14 protein-coding genes are annotated in these 17,288 nt (G+C 63.7%); 11 read left to right on the top strand and 3 right to left on the bottom strand.

Going from position 1 to position 17,288, the window contains the following annotated elements; all coding sequences use genetic code 11:
- Positions 1-188 precede the first annotated feature (188 nt).
- From ACDI39_RS26830 to ACDI39_RS26780, 11 genes are all read left to right on the top strand, one after another.
- Positions 189-2,018 carry an extracellular solute-binding protein gene (locus ACDI39_RS26830; protein WP_225790464.1) on the top strand — a complete coding sequence of 610 codons (1,830 nt, stop codon included), beginning with the start codon at positions 189-191 and terminating at the stop codon, positions 2,016-2,018.
- Positions 2,015-3,859: an extracellular solute-binding protein gene (locus ACDI39_RS26825; protein WP_253091470.1), complete on the top strand. Its 1,845-nt coding sequence runs from the start codon at positions 2,015-2,017 to the stop codon at positions 3,857-3,859. The genes ACDI39_RS26830 and ACDI39_RS26825 overlap by 4 nt, the downstream gene beginning before the upstream one ends.
- 1 nt (position 3,860) lies before the next feature.
- Complete coding sequence (locus ACDI39_RS26820) at positions 3,861-4,934, top strand: microcin C ABC transporter permease YejB (RefSeq protein ID WP_486537178.1); 1,074 nt, start codon at positions 3,861-3,863, stop codon at positions 4,932-4,934.
- 1 nt (position 4,935) lies between these two features.
- On the top strand, positions 4,936-5,955 hold the full coding sequence (locus ACDI39_RS26815) for an ABC transporter permease (RefSeq protein WP_225790467.1): 1,020 nt from the start codon (positions 4,936-4,938) through the stop codon (positions 5,953-5,955).
- A gap of 1 nt (position 5,956) precedes the next feature.
- A complete protein-coding gene (locus ACDI39_RS26810; RefSeq protein ID WP_225790468.1) occupies positions 5,957-7,567 on the top strand; it encodes an ABC transporter ATP-binding protein in 1,611 nt (536 codons plus the stop codon).
- Positions 7,568-8,081: 514 nt separating this feature from the next.
- On the top strand, positions 8,082-8,351 hold the full coding sequence (locus ACDI39_RS26805) for a DUF3077 domain-containing protein (protein WP_225790469.1): 270 nt from the start codon (positions 8,082-8,084) through the stop codon (positions 8,349-8,351).
- Positions 8,352-8,672: 321 nt separating this feature from the next.
- The gene (locus ACDI39_RS26800; RefSeq protein WP_486537177.1) at positions 8,673-9,002 is read left to right on the top strand and encodes a hypothetical protein; all 330 of its coding nucleotides are present in this window, start codon (positions 8,673-8,675) and stop codon (positions 9,000-9,002) included.
- On the top strand, positions 8,995-10,878 hold the full coding sequence (locus ACDI39_RS26795; RefSeq protein ID WP_486537176.1) for a hypothetical protein: 1,884 nt from the start codon (positions 8,995-8,997) through the stop codon (positions 10,876-10,878). The genes ACDI39_RS26800 and ACDI39_RS26795 overlap by 8 nt, the downstream gene beginning before the upstream one ends.
- Positions 10,879-10,880: 2 nt before the next feature.
- A complete protein-coding gene (locus tag ACDI39_RS26790) occupies positions 10,881-11,810 on the top strand; it encodes a hypothetical protein (protein ID WP_410045675.1) in 930 nt (309 codons plus the stop codon).
- 24 nt (positions 11,811-11,834) lie between these two features.
- The gene (locus ACDI39_RS26785; protein WP_410045676.1) at positions 11,835-11,960 is read left to right on the top strand and encodes a hypothetical protein; all 126 of its coding nucleotides are present in this window, start codon (positions 11,835-11,837) and stop codon (positions 11,958-11,960) included.
- A gap of 232 nt (positions 11,961-12,192) precedes the next feature.
- The gene (locus tag ACDI39_RS26780; protein ID WP_410045677.1) at positions 12,193-13,122 is read left to right on the top strand and encodes a hypothetical protein; all 930 of its coding nucleotides are present in this window, start codon (positions 12,193-12,195) and stop codon (positions 13,120-13,122) included.
- Between the two features lie 180 nt (positions 13,123-13,302).
- On the opposite strand, the gene ACDI39_RS26775 is transcribed toward ACDI39_RS26780, so the two are convergent.
- From ACDI39_RS26775 to kdpC, 3 genes are read right to left on the bottom strand one after another with little or no spacing between them, the layout of a single operon-like run.
- Positions 13,303-14,001, bottom strand: coding sequence for a response regulator (locus ACDI39_RS26775; RefSeq protein ID WP_368816157.1), 699 nt, complete (start codon positions 13,999-14,001; stop codon positions 13,303-13,305).
- Positions 13,998-16,652, bottom strand: a complete 2,655-nt coding sequence (locus ACDI39_RS26770; RefSeq protein WP_486537175.1) for a DUF4118 domain-containing protein — start codon at positions 16,650-16,652, stop codon at positions 13,998-14,000. The genes ACDI39_RS26775 and ACDI39_RS26770 overlap by 4 nt, the downstream gene beginning before the upstream one ends.
- 59 nt (positions 16,653-16,711) lie before the next feature.
- Positions 16,712-17,284 carry a potassium-transporting ATPase subunit KdpC gene (gene kdpC / locus ACDI39_RS26765; protein WP_253081570.1) on the bottom strand — a complete coding sequence of 191 codons (573 nt, stop codon included), beginning with the start codon at positions 17,282-17,284 and terminating at the stop codon, positions 16,712-16,714.
- Positions 17,285-17,288: the final 4 nt, after the last annotated feature.

Below are 17,288 nucleotides of genomic sequence, written 5' to 3'. Positions count from 1 at the left end.
CCCCAAGACGCCGCTCAAAGACCGACCTGAAGCCCGCCTGCCCCCGCCACGAAATATGGCCTCTGCACGCCTGCGCAAGCGCATACTTGCCCCGTAACCAGGCCGTCTGCTTCCCACTCTTTTTCCATCCCTGACAAGCTGTTACTGTAGCCCGACCAAAGCCCAACGCCCCTGGATCGGATGCCGACTTGATACGTCCCCTCCTGCTGTCCCTCAGCCTGGCCTTGAGCTTTCCCGCAGGCGCGATGGTGAGCGAAAGCCACGGTTACGCGCAGTTCGGCACGCTCAAGTATCCAGCTACATTCACCCACTTCGACTGGGTCAACCCGCAAGCGCCCAAGGGCGGCACCTTGCGGGCCATGGCATTCGGCACCTTCGACACGCTCAACCCCTATACATTCAAGGGCACCAGCCCGGTGACCACGCCGAACTTCCTCCAGTACGGGGTCAACGAGCTGAACGAGCCGCTGATGGTCGGCACCGGCCAGTACGACCCGTCCGGCGACGAGCCGACCGCCAGCTACGGCCTGATCGCCCGCTCGGTGGAGTACAGCGAGGACCGCAGTTGGGTCGTGTTCAACCTGCGCCCCGAGGCACGCTTCCACGATGGCCGGCCGATCACTTCGGCGGACGTGGCCTTCTCCTACCGCACCCTGCTCAAGGACGGCCACCCCATCTACCGCACCAACCTGCAGGAAGTGCAGCGGGTCGACATCCTCGGCCCGCTGCGCATCCGCTTCGTCTTCAAGCGCGCCGGCAACCCGCTGCTGATCCTGCGCCTGGGCGAGATGCCGGTGCTGCCCAAACACTACTGGCAAGGCCGCGACTTCAAGGCCACCACCTTCGAACCGCCCCTGGGCAGCGGCCCCTACCGCATCGCCGAGGTGCAGCCGGGCAGGCGCCTGGTGTTCGAGCGGGTGAAGAACTATTGGGGCAAGGACCTGGCAGTCAACCGCGGCAAGTACAACTTCAACCGGGTCGAGTACGAGTTCTACCGCGACGCCACGGTGGCCTTCGAAGCGTTCAAGGCCGGCGAATTCGACATCTACATCGAGCACCAGGCCAAGAACTGGGCCAACGGCTACAACTTCCCGGCGGTACGCCGTGGCCAGGTGATCAAGGTGCAGATCCCGCACCGCATCCCGACCCAGACCCAAGGCCTGTTCATGAACAGCCGCCGCACCAGCTTCAGCGACCCACGGGTGCGCCAGGCCCTGGGCCTGATGTTCGACTTCGAATGGACCAACCGCGCCCTGTTCAGCAGCGCCTATCGCCGCTCGACCAGCTACTACCCCAATAGCGAGTTCGCCGCCACCGGCCTGCCCACGGGCAAGGAATGGTTGCTGCTGGCGCCCTTTCGCGATGAGCTGCCGGCCAAGCTGTTCACCGAACCCTACCAGGTCAGCCACACCGAGGGCCGTGGCATCAGCCGCCAGACCTTGCGCCAGGCCCTGGCCCTGCTCGCCCAGGCTGGCTGGAAGCTCGACGGCCAGCGCCTGGTGGATGCCAAGGGCCGGCAGTTCCGCCTGGAACTGCTGCTGGTCAACCCCAACCTCGAGCGCATCCTCCAGCCGTACGTGGAAAACCTAGTCAGCATCGGTATCGACGCGCGCCTGCGCACCGTGGACCGCGCACAGTACAAGCAGCGCCTGGACCAGTTCGACTTCGACATGATCCTCATGACCCTGGGCCAGACCCTCAGCCCGGGCCTGGAGCAGTGGCTGTACTTCCACTCCAGCCAGGCCTCGACCAAGGGCAGCAAGAACTATGCAGGGGTCAAGGACCCGGTGGTCGACCACCTGCTCGACACCCTGCTGGCCGCCCGCACCCGCGACGACCAGGTGGCCGCCGCCCGCGCCCTGGACCGGGTGCTGCTCTGGCAGCACTACATGATCCCCAACTGGTATCTCGACAATCACCGCCTGGCGTATCGCAACCGATTCGCCTTCGTCACCACCCCGCCCTACACCCTGGGCCTGAACACCTGGTGGCTCAAGTCTTCGGAGAAAGCCAAATGATGCCAACGCACCGCCTGCGCCTGGCCTGCGGCCTGCTGCTCGCCTGCCTGAGCCTGCCCGCCCTCGCCGCGCCGCAACATGCCCTGACCCTGTACGACGAGCCGCCGAAATACCCGGCCGACTTCAAGCACTTCGCCTACGTCAACCCGGACGCCCCCAAGGGTGGCACCTTCCGCCAGTCCAGCTTCGGCGGCTTCGACAGCCTCAACCCGTTCATCAACAAGGGCGTGTCGGCCGAGAACGTCAGCATCATCTACGACACCCTGATGCGCCAGAGCCTGGACGAGCCCTTCACCGAGTACGGCCTGGTGGCCGGCAAGATCGAGAAGGCACCGGACAACAGCTGGGTGCGCTTCTACCTGCGCCCGCAAGCACGCTTCCATGATGGCCACCCGATTCGCGCCGAGGACGTGGTGTTCACCTTCGAGACCTTGATCAAGCAAGGGGCGCCGCTGTACCGCCAGTACTACGCGGACGTTGCCGAGGTGGTCGCCGAAGACCCACTGCGCGTACTGTTCAGGTTCAAGCACAAGAACAACCGCGAGCTGCCGCTGATCCTCGGCCAGTTGCCGGTGCTGCCCAAGCACTGGTGGGAGAGCCGCGATTTCACCCGTGGCAACCTGGAGATCCCGCTGGGCAGCGGCCCGTACAAGATCGCCCGGGTCAAGGCCGGCCGCTCGATCCGCTACGAGCGGGTCGAGGACTACTGGGCCAAGGACCTGCCCATCAACCGGGGCTTCTACAACTTCGACGTCATGACCTTCGACGCCTACCGCGACAACACCGTCGCCCTGGAGGCGCTCAAGGCCGGGCAATTCGACTACTGGCTGGAGACCAGCGCGAAGAACTGGGCCACCGCCTACAACGTGCCTGCCGTGCGCGACGGCCGGCTGATCCGCGAGGAACTGCCCAACGGCAACCCCACCGGCATGCAGGGCTTCATCTTCAACCTGCGCCGGCCGGTGTTCCAGGACGTGCGTGTGCGCGAGGCACTGAGCCTGCTGCTGGACTACGAGTGGACCAACAAGCAACTGTTCAACGGCGCCTACACCCGTACCGGCAGCTACTTCGAGAACTCCGAGATGGCTGCCCGCGGCCTGCCCAGCGCCGAGGAGCTGAAGATCCTCGAGCCTTTGCGCGGCAAGATCCCCGAACAGGTCTTCAACGAAGAATTCCGCAACCCGGTCAGCGACGGCAGCGGCATGATCCGCGACCAGCAGCGCAAGGCCTACCGGCTGCTGCAGGAGGCCGGCTGGAAGATCGTCGACGACAAGATGACCGACACCCAAGGCAAGCCGGTGTCCATCGAGTTCCTCCTGGCCCAGACCGAGTTCGAGCGCATCCTGTTGCCGTTCAAGCGCAACCTCGCCGACCTGGGCATCGACCTGAACATCCGCCGGGTCGACGTTTCCCAGTACATCAACCGCCTGCGCTCGCGTGACTTCGACATGATCGTCAGCGGCTTCCCGCAGTCCAACTCGCCGGGCAACGAGCAGCGCGAGTTCTGGTCCAGCGCCGCCGCCGACAATCCCGGCAGCCGCAACTTCATCGGCCTGCGCGACCCGGCCATCGACCAGTTGGTCGAGGCACTGATCAACGCCGACTCGCGCCAGAGCCTGATCGCCCACACCCGCGCCCTGGACCGCGTGCTGCTATGGGGTTACTACGTGATCCCCAACTGGCACATCAAGACCTGGCGCGTGGCGTACTGGAACCACATCGGCCACCCCGAGGTATCGCCCAAGTACGACATCGGCATCGACACCTGGTGGATCAAGCCCGAGGTCAAGCCCGCCACGCCGGTAGCGAGCCAAGACCCGGCACAGGACGAGGCCAACTGACATGCTGGCCTACATCCTGCGGCGCCTGCTGCTGATCGTGCCGACCCTGTTCGGCATCCTGGTCATCAACTTCATCATCGTCCAGGCCGCGCCCGGCGGCCCAGTGGAGCAGATGATCGCCAAGCTCGAGGGTTTCGAGGGCGCCACCAGCCGCATCGCCGGCGGCGGCGCCGAAGTCTCGGTGGCCGGTTCCAACTACCGGGGCGCCCAGGGCCTGGACCCGGCGCTGATCGCCGAGATCGAACGCATGTACGGCTTCGACAAGTCGGCGCCGGAACGCCTGTGGATCATGATCAAGAACTACGCCCACCTGGACTTCGGCGAGAGCTTCTTCCGCGATGCCAAGGTCATCGACCTGATCGCCGAGAAAATGCCGGTGTCCATCTCCCTCGGGCTATGGAGCACGCTGATCATGTACCTGGTGTCGATCCCCCTGGGGATCGCCAAGGCCGTGCGCCATGGCAGCCACTTCGACGTCTGGACCAGTTCGGCGATCATCGTCGGCTATGCCATCCCTGCGTTCCTGTTCGCCATCCTGCTGATCGTGCTGTTCGCCGGCGGCAGCTACTTCGACTGGTTCCCGCTGCGCGGGCTGACCTCGAACAACTTCGACGAGCTGTCCACCACCGGCAAGATTCTCGATTACTTCTGGCACCTGGTATTGCCGATCACCGCGCTGGTGATCGGCAACTTCGCCACCATGACCCTGCTGACCAAGAACAGCTTTCTCGACGAGATCAACAAGCAATACGTGATCACCGCCAAGGCCAAGGGCCTGAGCCGGCAACGGGTGCTGTACGGGCACGTGTTCCGCAACGCCATGCTGCTGGTCATCGCCGGCTTCCCCTCGGCGTTCATCGGCATCTTCTTCACCGGCTCGCTGCTCATCGAGGTGATCTTCTCCCTCGACGGCCTGGGCCTGATGAGCTTCGAGGCGGCGATCAACCGCGACTATCCGGTGGTCTTCGGCACCCTGTTCATCTTCACCCTGCTGGGGCTGGTGGTGAAACTGATCGGCGACCTGACCTACACCCTGGTCGACCCGCGCATCGACTTCGCCAGCCGGGAGCACTGACATGGCCCTGTCCCCTCTCAATCGCCGGCGCTTCGAGCGCTTCAAGGCCAACCGCCGCGGCTGGTGGTCGCTGTGGATCTTCATCGTGCTGTTCGGCCTGAGCCTGGGCGCCGAACTGATCGCCAACGACAAGCCGATCGCCGTGCGCTACGACGGCCAATGGTACTTCCCGGCGTTCAAGCGCTACCCAGAAACCACCTTCGGCGGCGAGTTCCCGTTGGAGGCCAACTACAAGAGCCCGTACATCCGCGAGCTGCTGGCGCAGAAAGACAGCTGGGTGCTATGGGCACCGATCCCGTTCAGCTACCAGAGCATCAACTACGACCTCAAGGTCCCGGCCCCGGCGCCGCCCTCGGCGGACAACTGGCTGGGCACCGACGACCAGGGCCGCGACGTGCTCGCACGGGTGATCTACGGGTTTCGCGTGTCGGTGCTGTTCGCCCTGACGCTGACCGTGCTCAGCTCCATCGTCGGCGTCATCGCCGGTGCCCTGCAGGGGTTCTACGGCGGCTGGGTGGACCTGGCCGGCCAGCGCTTCCTGGAAATCTGGTCGGGCCTGCCGGTGCTGTACCTGCTGATCATCCTGGCCAGTTTCGTGCAGCCGAACTTCTGGTGGCTGCTGGGGATCATGCTGCTGTTCTCCTGGATGAGCCTGGTGGACGTGGTGCGCGCCGAGTTCCTGCGGGGCCGCAACCTGGAGTACGTGCGTGCCGCCCGGGCCCTGGGCATGCGCAACGGAGCGATCATGTACCGGCACATCCTGCCCAACGCCATGATCTCGACCATGACCTTCATGCCCTTCATCCTCACCGGTGCCATCGGCACCCTCACCGCCCTGGACTTCCTCGGCTTCGGCCTGCCCCCGGGCGCACCGTCGCTGGGCGAGCTGGTGGCCCAGGGCAAGTCCAACCTGCAGGCCCCCTGGCTGGGCATCAGCGCCTTCGCCGTGCTGGCGATCATGCTGAGCCTGCTGGTGTTCATCGGCGAATCCGCCCGCGATGCCTTCGACCCGAGGAAATGACATGAGCGAACAGAACCTGATCGAAGTCCGTGATCTGGCGGTGGAGTTCGTCACCGGCGAGCAGGTCAATCGCGTGGTCGACGGCATCAGCTTCGACATCCGCCAGGGCGAGACCCTGGCCCTGGTCGGCGAGAGCGGCTCGGGCAAGTCGGTCACCGCCCACTCGATCCTGCGCCTGCTGCCCTACCCCCTGGCGCGCCACCCCAGCGGCAGCATCCGCTACGCCGGCAAGGACCTGCTGCAACTGGGCGAGAAGCCCATGCAGCATATCCGCGGCAACCGTATCGCGATGATCTTCCAGGAGCCGATGACCTCGCTGAACCCGCTGCACAGCATCGAGAAGCAGATCAACGAGATCCTCCTGCTGCACAAGGGCCTGACGGGCAAGGAAGCCACCGCACGCACCCTGGAACTGCTCGAGATGGTCGGCATCCCCGAGCCGCGCAAGCGCCTCAAGGCCCTGCCCCACGAACTGTCCGGCGGCCAGCGCCAGCGGGTGATGATCGCCATGGCGCTGGCCAACGAGCCAGAACTGCTGATCGCCGACGAGCCCACCACGGCGCTGGACGTCACCGTGCAGCTGAAGATCCTCGACCTGCTCAAGGAACTGCAGGCACGCCTGGGCATGGCCCTGCTGCTGATCAGCCACGACCTCAACCTGGTACGGCGCATCGCCCACCGGGTGTGCGTGATGCAGAGCGGCAAGATCGTCGAGCAGGCCGATTGCGCCACCCTGTTCGGCGCGCCCCAGCACCCCTACACGCAGATGCTGATCAACGCCGAACCCAGCGGCGGCCCCGCGGACAACCCGGTCGGCGCACCGCTGCTGGAAGTCTCTGACCTGCGGGTGTGGTTCCCGATCAAGAAAGGCCTGCTGCGGCGCACCGTCGACCATGTGAAGGCCGTGGACGGCATCGACTTCAGCCTGCCCCAGGGCCAGACCCTGGGCATCGTCGGCGAAAGTGGTTCGGGCAAGTCCACCCTCGGCCTGGCCATCCTGCGGCTGATTTCCAGCCAGGGCGGCATCCGCTTCCACGGCCAGGCGCTGGAAGGGCTGAACCAGAAGCAAGTGCGGCCGCTACGCCGTGAAATGCAGGTGGTGTTCCAGGACCCGTTCGGCAGCCTCAGCCCGCGCATGTGCGTGGCCGACATCGTCGGCGAGGGCCTGCGCATCCACCGCATCGGCACACCGGCGGAGCAGGAGGCAGCGATCATCGCGGCGCTCGAGGAAGTGGGGCTCGACCCACGCACCCGCCATCGTTACCCCCATGAATTTTCCGGCGGCCAGCGCCAGCGTATCGCCATTGCCCGCGCCCTGGTGCTCAAGCCGGCGCTGATCCTCCTCGACGAACCCACCTCGGCGCTGGATCGCACGGTACAGCGGCAGGTGGTGGAGCTGCTGCGCAACCTGCAACGCAAGTACAACCTCACGTACCTGTTCATCAGCCATGACCTGGCGGTGGTCAAGGCGCTGAGTCACCAGTTGATGGTGATCAAGCATGGGCATGTGGTGGAACAGGGGGATGCGCAGGCGATCTTTCATGCGCCCCAGCATCCGTATACCCGGCAGTTGCTGGAAGCGGCGTTCTTGGAGCCGGAGTCGATTGCTTAAGGGTGGGGATTTGGAAACCAGTGAGGGTGTGTTTGGGATTGACGTTTTATAGGGTAACGGCCGAGCGCTGCTTGATAGTTAGGGCTTGCCGAAGGACCGGTGTGAAACAGTAAAAAATCAGATTTAACACCTTCCCTGTAGTCCATTTCCCAAACATACTCCTGCCGCCTTTTTTCCGTTGCGGTCGCCCTGGCAGCGCTCTAGTCTCGGCGAGTCGTTGCACATCAACGATACAGCTTTGACAGGCTGTGACGGAAATCGTATACGGCTCGCCCTTTATGGCGGCTGTACGTGCGGGCACGCTTGCGTGCGCCGGAATTTTACGATTTTCGCCGGTCTGTCAACCCACGTACAGCTGCCACCCTTCTGTTTGACAGCAGGCAGGTGGCCGCGTCATAGAGGAAAAATCGTGATGTTGAAGATCGTCCCCGACCCACCCCGCCCCCACTCTCTCGAAAACATGATCATCCCAGCGACGGAGGATGAGCACCGGCCATTTCAGGGAGATTGAGCAATGACCACAGATGACACCAGGGCCAAAACGACTGTCGGCAAGACAAAGTTCTATCAGGGCAAAGGCCTGACAGACCCGCTGTTTTGCATCGAACCCGGTATCCCTTGCCGATACGCCCGCGAACAGGCTTCGGAGTTGATGGGGTACGTGCGCGATATGACCATCACGGGGGTAATGGAAGACAAGCCCCAGCTGATTTGGGCGTCGTATTACCTGGCAGCGCTGGCCAAGGCGCTGATGGACGATGCGGAGCTGGGAATGATGCGCTGAATTCGCGGGTGCCTGGGCCGGCGCATTAGGTCGCGCTGGCTTACCCGCACAGCAGACACCATCACCGCAATTAGCAAGTGTGCACGTTCATGCGTGCACACCGCCCCGCCTTTGAAAAATCCAGACATTAAAAACAGAGAAGTTTCCTACGCACTCTTGGGAAGTTAATGGCACGTCCATTGGGACTTCGCCGCCTAGTATTCGAGCCTTCAGCCATGCCAACCCTGAGATTGGCTTGGACATTTCGACCGGCACGCCTCCGCAATAGGGAACCTCTGCGGAGCACGCTCGGTACCTCGAAACGGCGGACAAGGACTTCGCATGCCCGGCCAACCCGACCTGCATTACAGCTGCCAGCCACTCATTTTCGAACTGCTGCCCTTCCCCCTCGACGAGGGCCTGAGCGCCCCGTTCCAACTCAGCCTTGAGCGGATTAGCGAAGAAGACGGCTTCGTCTTCGGCCAACTGCTCGAACAGCCCGTTCTGTTCATGCTCTGGCGCCCCAACCCAATGCTGCGGCACATCCTGCTGGCGATCACTTTCGGGCGCCACTTCTACCTCAAGCCGTTGTTCGCCACTTGGATCACGTCGCAGGGCCAGCAACTGGCCGCTCACCAACGCGCACTCAAGGACACACCTTCGCATGTCTGAACCCCTTTTACCCCCCGGTCTGGAAAGGCTGCGCCAGGGCGTGCGCAACGGTGCACTGCCCGTGCCCCCTACCCTCTGCGTGCCCTGCTCCCTGCCCGGCGCGCTGTTCTCCCTCGACGGCAACGACGGCTGCGACCACCTGCTGGGCATCCCCTCCCGCGACGGCGTCGGCCCCGAGTGGTTCCGCCGTAACCCTTGGATCCGCGACAAGACGCGCAATCAGCGCGACACCTTCCTGCAACGGGTCCTGGAACACGCCGGCAGCACGCTAGGCGATGCCTGGCTCGCCGAGTTCCATGCCTTCGCCGCCACCGAAAAGCTTGAACTGGTGTGCGTCGATGACCAGTTGCAACTGGACGACCTGGCGCCGCCAGTGCTCGACCACATGGGCATGCGCACCCACCAGGGGCTGGGCTTCGAGCTGCAGCGCAACTTCTTCTTCAGCGATCACAAGATCTACTTCGCCACCTTCACCCACGCCCGCTGGGCCGAGGCACCGCGCGAGGAATACACCGACGAGAACGGCGAGCATCGGATCAGCCCGCCCTATACCTGGCATACCCCCACCGGGCTGTACCCCGTCGAACTGGCCAGCGAGCAACTGGCCCGCCACTTCGCCGAGGCCAAGGCCAGGTCACGCGCCTGGGAGGGCGTCAAAGGCGCCGGCGAGTTCGCCCTCGGCGTGCTGGCCTTCGTGCCGGTGGTGCGCGGCATCACCGGCGCCGCCTCGGTCGGGCGCTACGTCTTCGTGGCCCTGGAAGCGGCCCTGGCCGCCGATGCCATGATCGATGGCAGCCACCGCATGATCACCGGCGAAGGCCTGAGCATCGGCGAACACTTCTTCACCGAACTGGCGCGGCTGGCCAACCCCGCCACCGCCGAGGACCGCGGCAAGCAGGTGTTCATGGCCATCAACCTGGCCTTGTTGCTGCCCGCGGCCCTGGGCGGTGCGCGCTGGCTGATGCACAAGCTCCTGCCTGGCGGCGTGACCACGGTCAGGCTCGACAATGCCGCTCTTACCCAGGAGGAAGTCCGTCGCCTGGGCAAGCGCAGCGCCGGCGAAGTCACCGTGCTCGAAACCCGCATCGAGCGCCCCGCCCGCGACGGCGGGCTGCCGGTACGGGCCAGCGAACTGCACGCGGTGGACCGCAACGCCAGCCTGGTTTCCCTGGACGTCACCGGCGGCAAGGCCGACTACGCCTACATGGCCACCACCCTGCGCGACCGGCTGGTGGCGCTGATCCAGCACAGCGTGGGGCCGGTGCGCATGGGCGGCAGCTTGACACGGGTGGTGGCCGATGCGGGTGAAGAGGCTTTGGCCGCGGCGCTGGTCAAGCACTGGAACGTCAAGCCGCAGAACATCCTCGGCTACAGCACCGACCCTGCCATTCCCAGCCGTTTCGGGCTGAAGAACAAGAGCGACCAGGGGATCGACATGTTGGTGTATGTGCCGCCGCCACCGTCGATGAAGGTGAGGAATCCGACTACCCAGGCTATGCGTCATCACATCGATGGTTTGAAGGGAACGGCGCCGGTGGAAGAGATGCGGTTTGAAGAAGGAACGTTGTTGGTGATCGAGGTGAAGACGACGCTGGGGAAAAGCAAGACGCCTGGGTTTCTGAAGACCCAAGCGGTCGGAGGTGCTGAAAATTTGCAACGAATTCAGGAGCTGATCAAAAAAGATAAAGGCGCATGGCAGTTAGACAAACTGCAAGACTACGACCCCGATTTTTTGGAAAAAGTACAGGCTATTGCAGCGTCCACAAGATCGGGAAAATCCCAATACGTCCACGCACAGGTTTTTTTCGACACAAAGGGGAACCCCAGCAGGCTAACCACCCCACCCAACGGCATACAGATAAATCTCTGGAACTAACCATGATGAGAAACCGCTTGCAACGCAGTCTACGATCTTTAGATGACTGGGCTACTGACAAACACCTTTACCAGCCTATTAGACTTGACAACTATATTGCAGACACCTCCGACTTGGGATTGGCTTGCGATGACTTATTCAGACTGGGACTTATTGAAATTAAGAAAGGTCTTTTACAGGCTCCTAAAGGCATGACATCACTGGCCCAGAAAAACATAACAACCGGAACAATCCGAATGGTTGTTAGCGATGCCACTCTAATTGAGCTACTTAAAAACACCAAGCAACCAGACACTGACTCCCTTGATGGTATAACCCATCTCATGCTATGTGCCGTTGCAACCGGACAGCATCAATTTATAGAGCCTTTTCATAGCACTGTTTTCAAAGGGCTGAATAACGGCTACGGGGTTCGCGACGGTCACAACTTACCCCTCGGCACCACCCTGCGCTACGCCGCCTTCGGCCTGGCCATCATCGGCGACTGGCTCGGCAAACCGCTCGACCTCGACAAACATGCCCTACCCCGCGACCCCGCCTGGGGCCAACTGGTCGCCCACTGGCGCGAGCCCGATCCCGAGAAACTGCTTCCCGTTCTACTCGCCGCCTGCGATACCCATGTCGAGCGCATCGCCCTGACCTCCCGTGAACTCGACTCCGGCAACTTCGAATTCGGCTCCCCCTTCGAAGCGGTCTACCCCGCCGAAATCCTGGCCATCCTCAACCTGCGCCGCTCTTTGGGTCTGGCCAACCCTTTCATCGATCACCCGTTGATGAAAACGCCCTACGCCGCACTGACCTGCCCGCCAGGAACGCGCTTCGAAAAAGATGAGCTGCTCGAACGTTTCCTGTTGGCCGCTCGAAAATACGATCCCGAGGCTGTTCCGGAGGGTCTCTATGAAGCCGTGCTGCAAACGAACACGGCAAGCTGAGTGAGGAATCCGACGACCAATGAAATGCGCCATCACATCGATGGATTGAAGGGGGTGGCGCCGGTGGAAGAGATGCGGTTTGAAGAAGGGACGTTATTGGTAATCGAGGCGAAGACGACGCTGGATAAGAGCAAGACACCTGGTTTCTGAAAAGCCAGGCGGTCGGAGGCGCTGAGAGGTTGCAACGTATCAAAGACTTAATAAGTAAGCAGCACCAAGGATGGAAAGCAGAGACATTAATGCAAGCCGACCTCGCCTTTGCTTCCAAGTTAAAAACAACACATGAAAATTAACCGACAACAGAACCTCATAAATAACACACGCCAATAGACACCCCTGACAGGAAATGTAACCGAAATACAACTCAACAAATGGACTTCACATGATTAAAAAACCACAAGCACGCCTTATAAAAAGCCTGAACACAATCCACTCCTGGGCACTTAGCGAGCTTCCCCAAGACATCAACAACATCACAAACTACGTAGAGCGCGGCGGTTCCGTCGGAATTGCGGCCGACGAATTTTTCATGCTTGGCATGAACCAGATCGGAAAAGCTTTTCAAACACTTTCCAACTCATCCACAACATCAAAAAAGCAGATAGCCGCGGGCACCAGAATATTAGTAGTAGCCAACTCGATACTAATCAAGAGACTCCAAGGCACTCGAAATATAAGCTTTGACGATTTAGATGGCATTACTCACATAATGCTGTGTGCATTAGCCACAGGCCAATTCAGTCTGATCGAGCCCTTCCACCGGGCTGTTTTCGCTGGCCTTGAGAACGGCTACGGCGTTCGTGACGGTCACAACTTACCCCTCGGCACCACCCTACGCTACGCCGCCTTCGGCCTGACCATCATCGGCGACTGGCTCGGCAAACCGCTCGACCTCGACAAACATGCCCTGCCCCGCGACCCCGCCTGGGGCCAACTGGTCGCCCACTGGCGCGAGCCCGATCCCGAGAAGCTGCTTCCCGTTCTACTCGCCGCCTGCGATACCCATGTCGAACGCATCGCCCTGACCTCCCGCGAACTCGACTCCGGCAACTTCGAATTCGGCTCCCCCTTCGAAGCGGTCTACCCCGCCGAAATCCTGGCCATCCTCAACCTGCGTCGCTCTTTGGGGCTAGCCAACCCGTTCATCGATCACCCCTTGATGAAAACGCCCTACGCCGCACTGACCTGCCCGCCAGGAACGCGCTTCGAAAAAGATGAGCTGCTCGAACGTTTCCTGTTGGCCGCTCGAAGGTTCGACCCCAAGGCTGTTCCGCAAGGCCTGCTCGAAGTCATCCTGCAAACAGAACCCTGAGCCATGTCTAGGCCAAAAATCACTTCGGCACCGTGCGGGCTCCACGAAATAAGCATCGGGGTGTATGGCACCGACTTTGTCGGTGATCGCGGGCAAGCCCGCTCCCACAGGGCCCTTCGTCAGCCGTATGTTCTCTGCGCGTCAGTATATCGATGAAGCCAGGCAACTTCAGCCTGGACCTCACGGCTGCCCAGGCGCCACCAACCGATAGCCCACCCCTGCCTCGGTGATGATGAAGCGTGGCGCGGTCGGGTCATCGCCGAGCTTCTGCCGCACATGCGCCACGACGATCCGCAGGTAGTGGGTATCGTCCACATGAGTCGGCCCCCAGATGTCCTTGAGCAGTTGCTGCTGGGTGATCACCCGCCCGGGATGCGCCGCCAGTTGTGCCAGCAAGGCGTACTCCTTGCGGGTCAGGGGCACCTCGACGCCGTCGAGCATCACTTTGCGGTAGGCGAAATCCACGGTCAGCGGGCCGAAGCTCGCTACCGACTCCACGGCACCGGTTTGCGGGGCGTGGCGAAGCAAGGCGCGGATGCGCGCAAGGAACTCCTGGATGCCGAACGGCTTGGTCACATAGTCATTGGCCCCACCGTCCAGGGCATCGACCTTCTGCACCTCGCTGGCCCGCACCGACAGCACCATCACCGGCACCGCACTCCACTCGCGTAGCTCGCGCAAGACCTGCTGGCCGTCCATGTCCGGCAACCCCAGGTCCAGCACCACCAGGTCGGGCCGCGCGAGGGCAGCCTGGGCCAAACCCTCGCCACCGGTGGCGGCTTCGATCACCTTGTAGCCCTGGGACACCAGGCTGATACGCAGGAACTTGCGGATCTGCGGCTCGTCGTCGATGACCAGGAGGGTGGCGGGCTGGCTCATGGGGTTTCGCGTTCAGGCTCAGGTTGAGTGGGCAACGGCAAGCATAGAGTGATGCAGGTGCCCTGGCCATCGATGCCTTCGCCGACCAGGATCCGCCCGCCATGGGCACCGATCATGCCTTGGCAGATGGCCAAGCCCAAGCCGGTGCCTTGCCCTCCCCGGTCACCACGCGCCGCGGTGTAGAACATGTCGAAGATCTTTTCCCGCTCGGCCACCGGAATGCCCGGCCCCTGGTCGCTGACAGCGAAACACAACTGCTCGTCCTGCGTCGTGACCCGCAGCTCCAGGCGCCCCTTGGCCGGCGAGAAGCGCGCGGCATTCTCCAGCACGTTGACCAGCGCCTGCTCGATCAACGCCGCGTGCACGAACAGCAACGGCAGCTCGGCGGGCACCTCGGTGTGCACGCGCAACGGCGCCAGCACCACACGCAGGCGATTCAGTGCGCTGCCGACGATGTCCGCCGGTGCGACCCAGTCACGGGCGAGCTTCAGGCCGCCATGGCCCAGGCGGGTCATGTCCAGCAGGTTCTGGATGTAGCGGTCCAGGCGCTCGGCCTCGTTGCGAGTGCCTTCCAGCAAGTCCCGGCGGTCATCGGGGGGGATCGCGTCACCCAGGGCGAGCAGGCTGTCGATACTGCCGCGCATGGCCGTCAGGGGCGTGCGCAGGTCGTGGGAGACGGAGGCCAGCAAGGCGCTGCGCAGTTGCTCGGTTTCGCCCTGCAGCCGCGCCGCCTCCAGCTGCTCGGCCAGCCTGGCCCGCGCCAGCGCCTGGGCCAGCGGCTCGCCAAGGGCCATGAGCAGTCGCCGGCGCTGGGCGCTCAACGGTTCGCCGGAACGCGGCAGCACGCCGAGCAGGGCCAACGGCTGCGCCTCCACCGACAACGGCCACCACCACCAGCGGCCATGGGGCAAGGTGTCGCTGCCATGGCCGGCGGCCTGGCCATGCTGCCAGGCCCACTCGGCAGCGGCGCGTTCGTTGTCGGTGAATGACGACGCCTGGCCGCCGGCTACCCGCAGCAATCCTTCGCCGTCGCGCTCCAACAGGCACACCTGCACGTCCTGCCAGCCGCCCAAGTGCTGGCCGGCGGCGTTGAAGACCGCCTGGCGGTCGGTGGCCACGGTCAATCGCCGCGACAGCTCGAGCAATTGGCTGGTCTCGGCCTGGGTTTCGCGCAGGGCCTGCAACTGGCGGCGCTGGCGCGTGGCCAGGTTGCCGGTCAGCGCGGCCATGAACAGGAAGAACATCAAGGTCAGCACGTCCTCTTCGCGCTGGATGCTCAAGGAGAAGTTCGGTGGAATGAACAAGAAGGCGTAGGCCAGGAACGACAGCGCCGCGCACACCAGGGCCGGGCCCAGGCTGCTGCGCACCGCCACCATCAGCACCGCGGCGAGGAACACCAGGGAAATGTTGGGCAAGGCCAGCACGCTCGACACCGCCCACGCCAGGCCAGAGGCCAGCGCGGTGGCCAGTAGCGCCAGCACGTAGTGACGCCAGGCCCAGACCCGTTTGACCGCCACCCGCACCGGCTGCGGTTGTTCATCGCGGTCGAGCACGTTGATCTCCAGGCCATGGCTTTCGCGCAACAAGCGCGCTGCCACACCGGCCCCGAAGAAGCGTCGTCGCAGGCGATTGCGGGATTGCCCCACCAACACCAGGCTGGCCCGACGCTCGGTGGCATGCTGGATGAGGGTTCGCGCCACTTCGCCCCCACGCAGCACCACCACCTCGCCCCCCAGGCGTTCGGCCAGTTGCTGGGCCGCCTGCAAGCACTGGCGCGCGGTTTCGTCGCGCAGGCGGCCGCTGTCCACATGGACCATGCTCCAGGGCAGGTGGCGGCGTTGCGCCACCCGGCTGGCATGGCGCACCAGGCGCTCGGCCTGGTCGTCGCTGTCGACACCGACCAGCAGACGCCCGCGCAGGGCCGGTGCCTCCTGGCCACGCTGGCGGTAGCCGTGGGCCAGGTCGGCATCGACCTGGGCCGCGGCGGTTTGCATGGCCAGTTCGCGCAGGGCGGTGAGGTTGGTCTGGGAGAAGAAGGCATCGATCGCCGCCCGTGCCTGCTCCGGCACATAGACCTTGCCCTCGCGCAAGCGCTCGAGCAGCTCGCGCGGCGGCAGGTCGATCAGCACCAGCTCGAAGGCCTCCTGCAGGACCCAGTCCGGTACGGTCTCGCGCACCTGCACGCCGGTGATGTCGCGCACCTTGTCGTTGAGGCTCTCCAGGTGCTGGACGTTGACCGTGGTGTATACGTCGATGCCGCTGCCCAGCAACTCCTGGACATCCTGCCAGCGCTTGGCATGACGGCTGCCCGGGGCATTGGTGTGCGCCAGTTCATCGACCAACACGAGGGAGGGAGCGGCCTCGAGCAAGCCGTCCAGGTCCATTTCCTCGAGGATCACCCCACGGTATTCGCTGCGTAGCAAGGGTTGCTGCGCCAGGCCGCCGAGCAGCGCCTCGGTCTCGGCGCGGCCGTGGGTCTCGACGACCCCGGCCAGCACCCGTACCCCCTGGCGCTGCTGGGCATGTGCAGCCTGCAGCATGGCGTAGGTCTTGCCCACGCCGGGCGCGGCCCCGAGAAACACCTTGAGCTTGCCGCGCCCCTCGCGCGGCAGGCTCGCCAGCAGCGCATCGGCGCGGGCGGAATCACTCATGTTGCATCCTTTACGTGTACGGCGATCAGGAGTCCTGGGCCTGCTTCGCGGCCCCAACATCAACGTCCGGCATTGTCGCCAACTGGCGCCAGGCGTTCCAAGGCCTGGTTCAGAGCCAGCACGTTGACCACTGGCGGGCCGACCAATGGCTGCAGGGTGGCCTCATCCACCAGCACTTGCAAGCGCTCCACCGCAACCTGGCGCGCCGCCGCCACACGAGGGAGTTGGTAGGCGATCGCCTCGGGCGGCAGGTGCGGGTCCAGGCCGCTGCCGGAGGTGGTCAGCAGCGCCAGGGGCACCGGCCCCTGCTGCGCCTGGTACAGCGCACCGGCATCGGCCCGGCCCCGCTCGGCCAGTGCTGGGTTGCTGGGCGACAGGTTGCTGGCACCGCTGGGGAGCGTGGCATAGCCGGCCGCCGAAGGGCGTGCCTGGAACCAGGCATCCCCCGTGAAACCCTGGGCGATCAGCAGCGAACCGCGCACCCGGCCCTGCTCGTCGCGGACCAGGCTGCCGTTGGCTTGCCCGGGGAAGGCGGCCTGGGCGATGCCGGTCACCAGCAAGGGGTAGAGCACGCCGGTGACCAGGCTCATCAGCAGGATCAGGCTCACGGCTGGGCGTACACAAGGGTTCATGTTC

Source organism: Pseudomonas sp. Tun-23181 (assembly GCF_057415455.1).
Note: the sequence above shows the minus strand (reverse complement) of the source record. Positions and strands in the feature narration are given on the sequence as shown.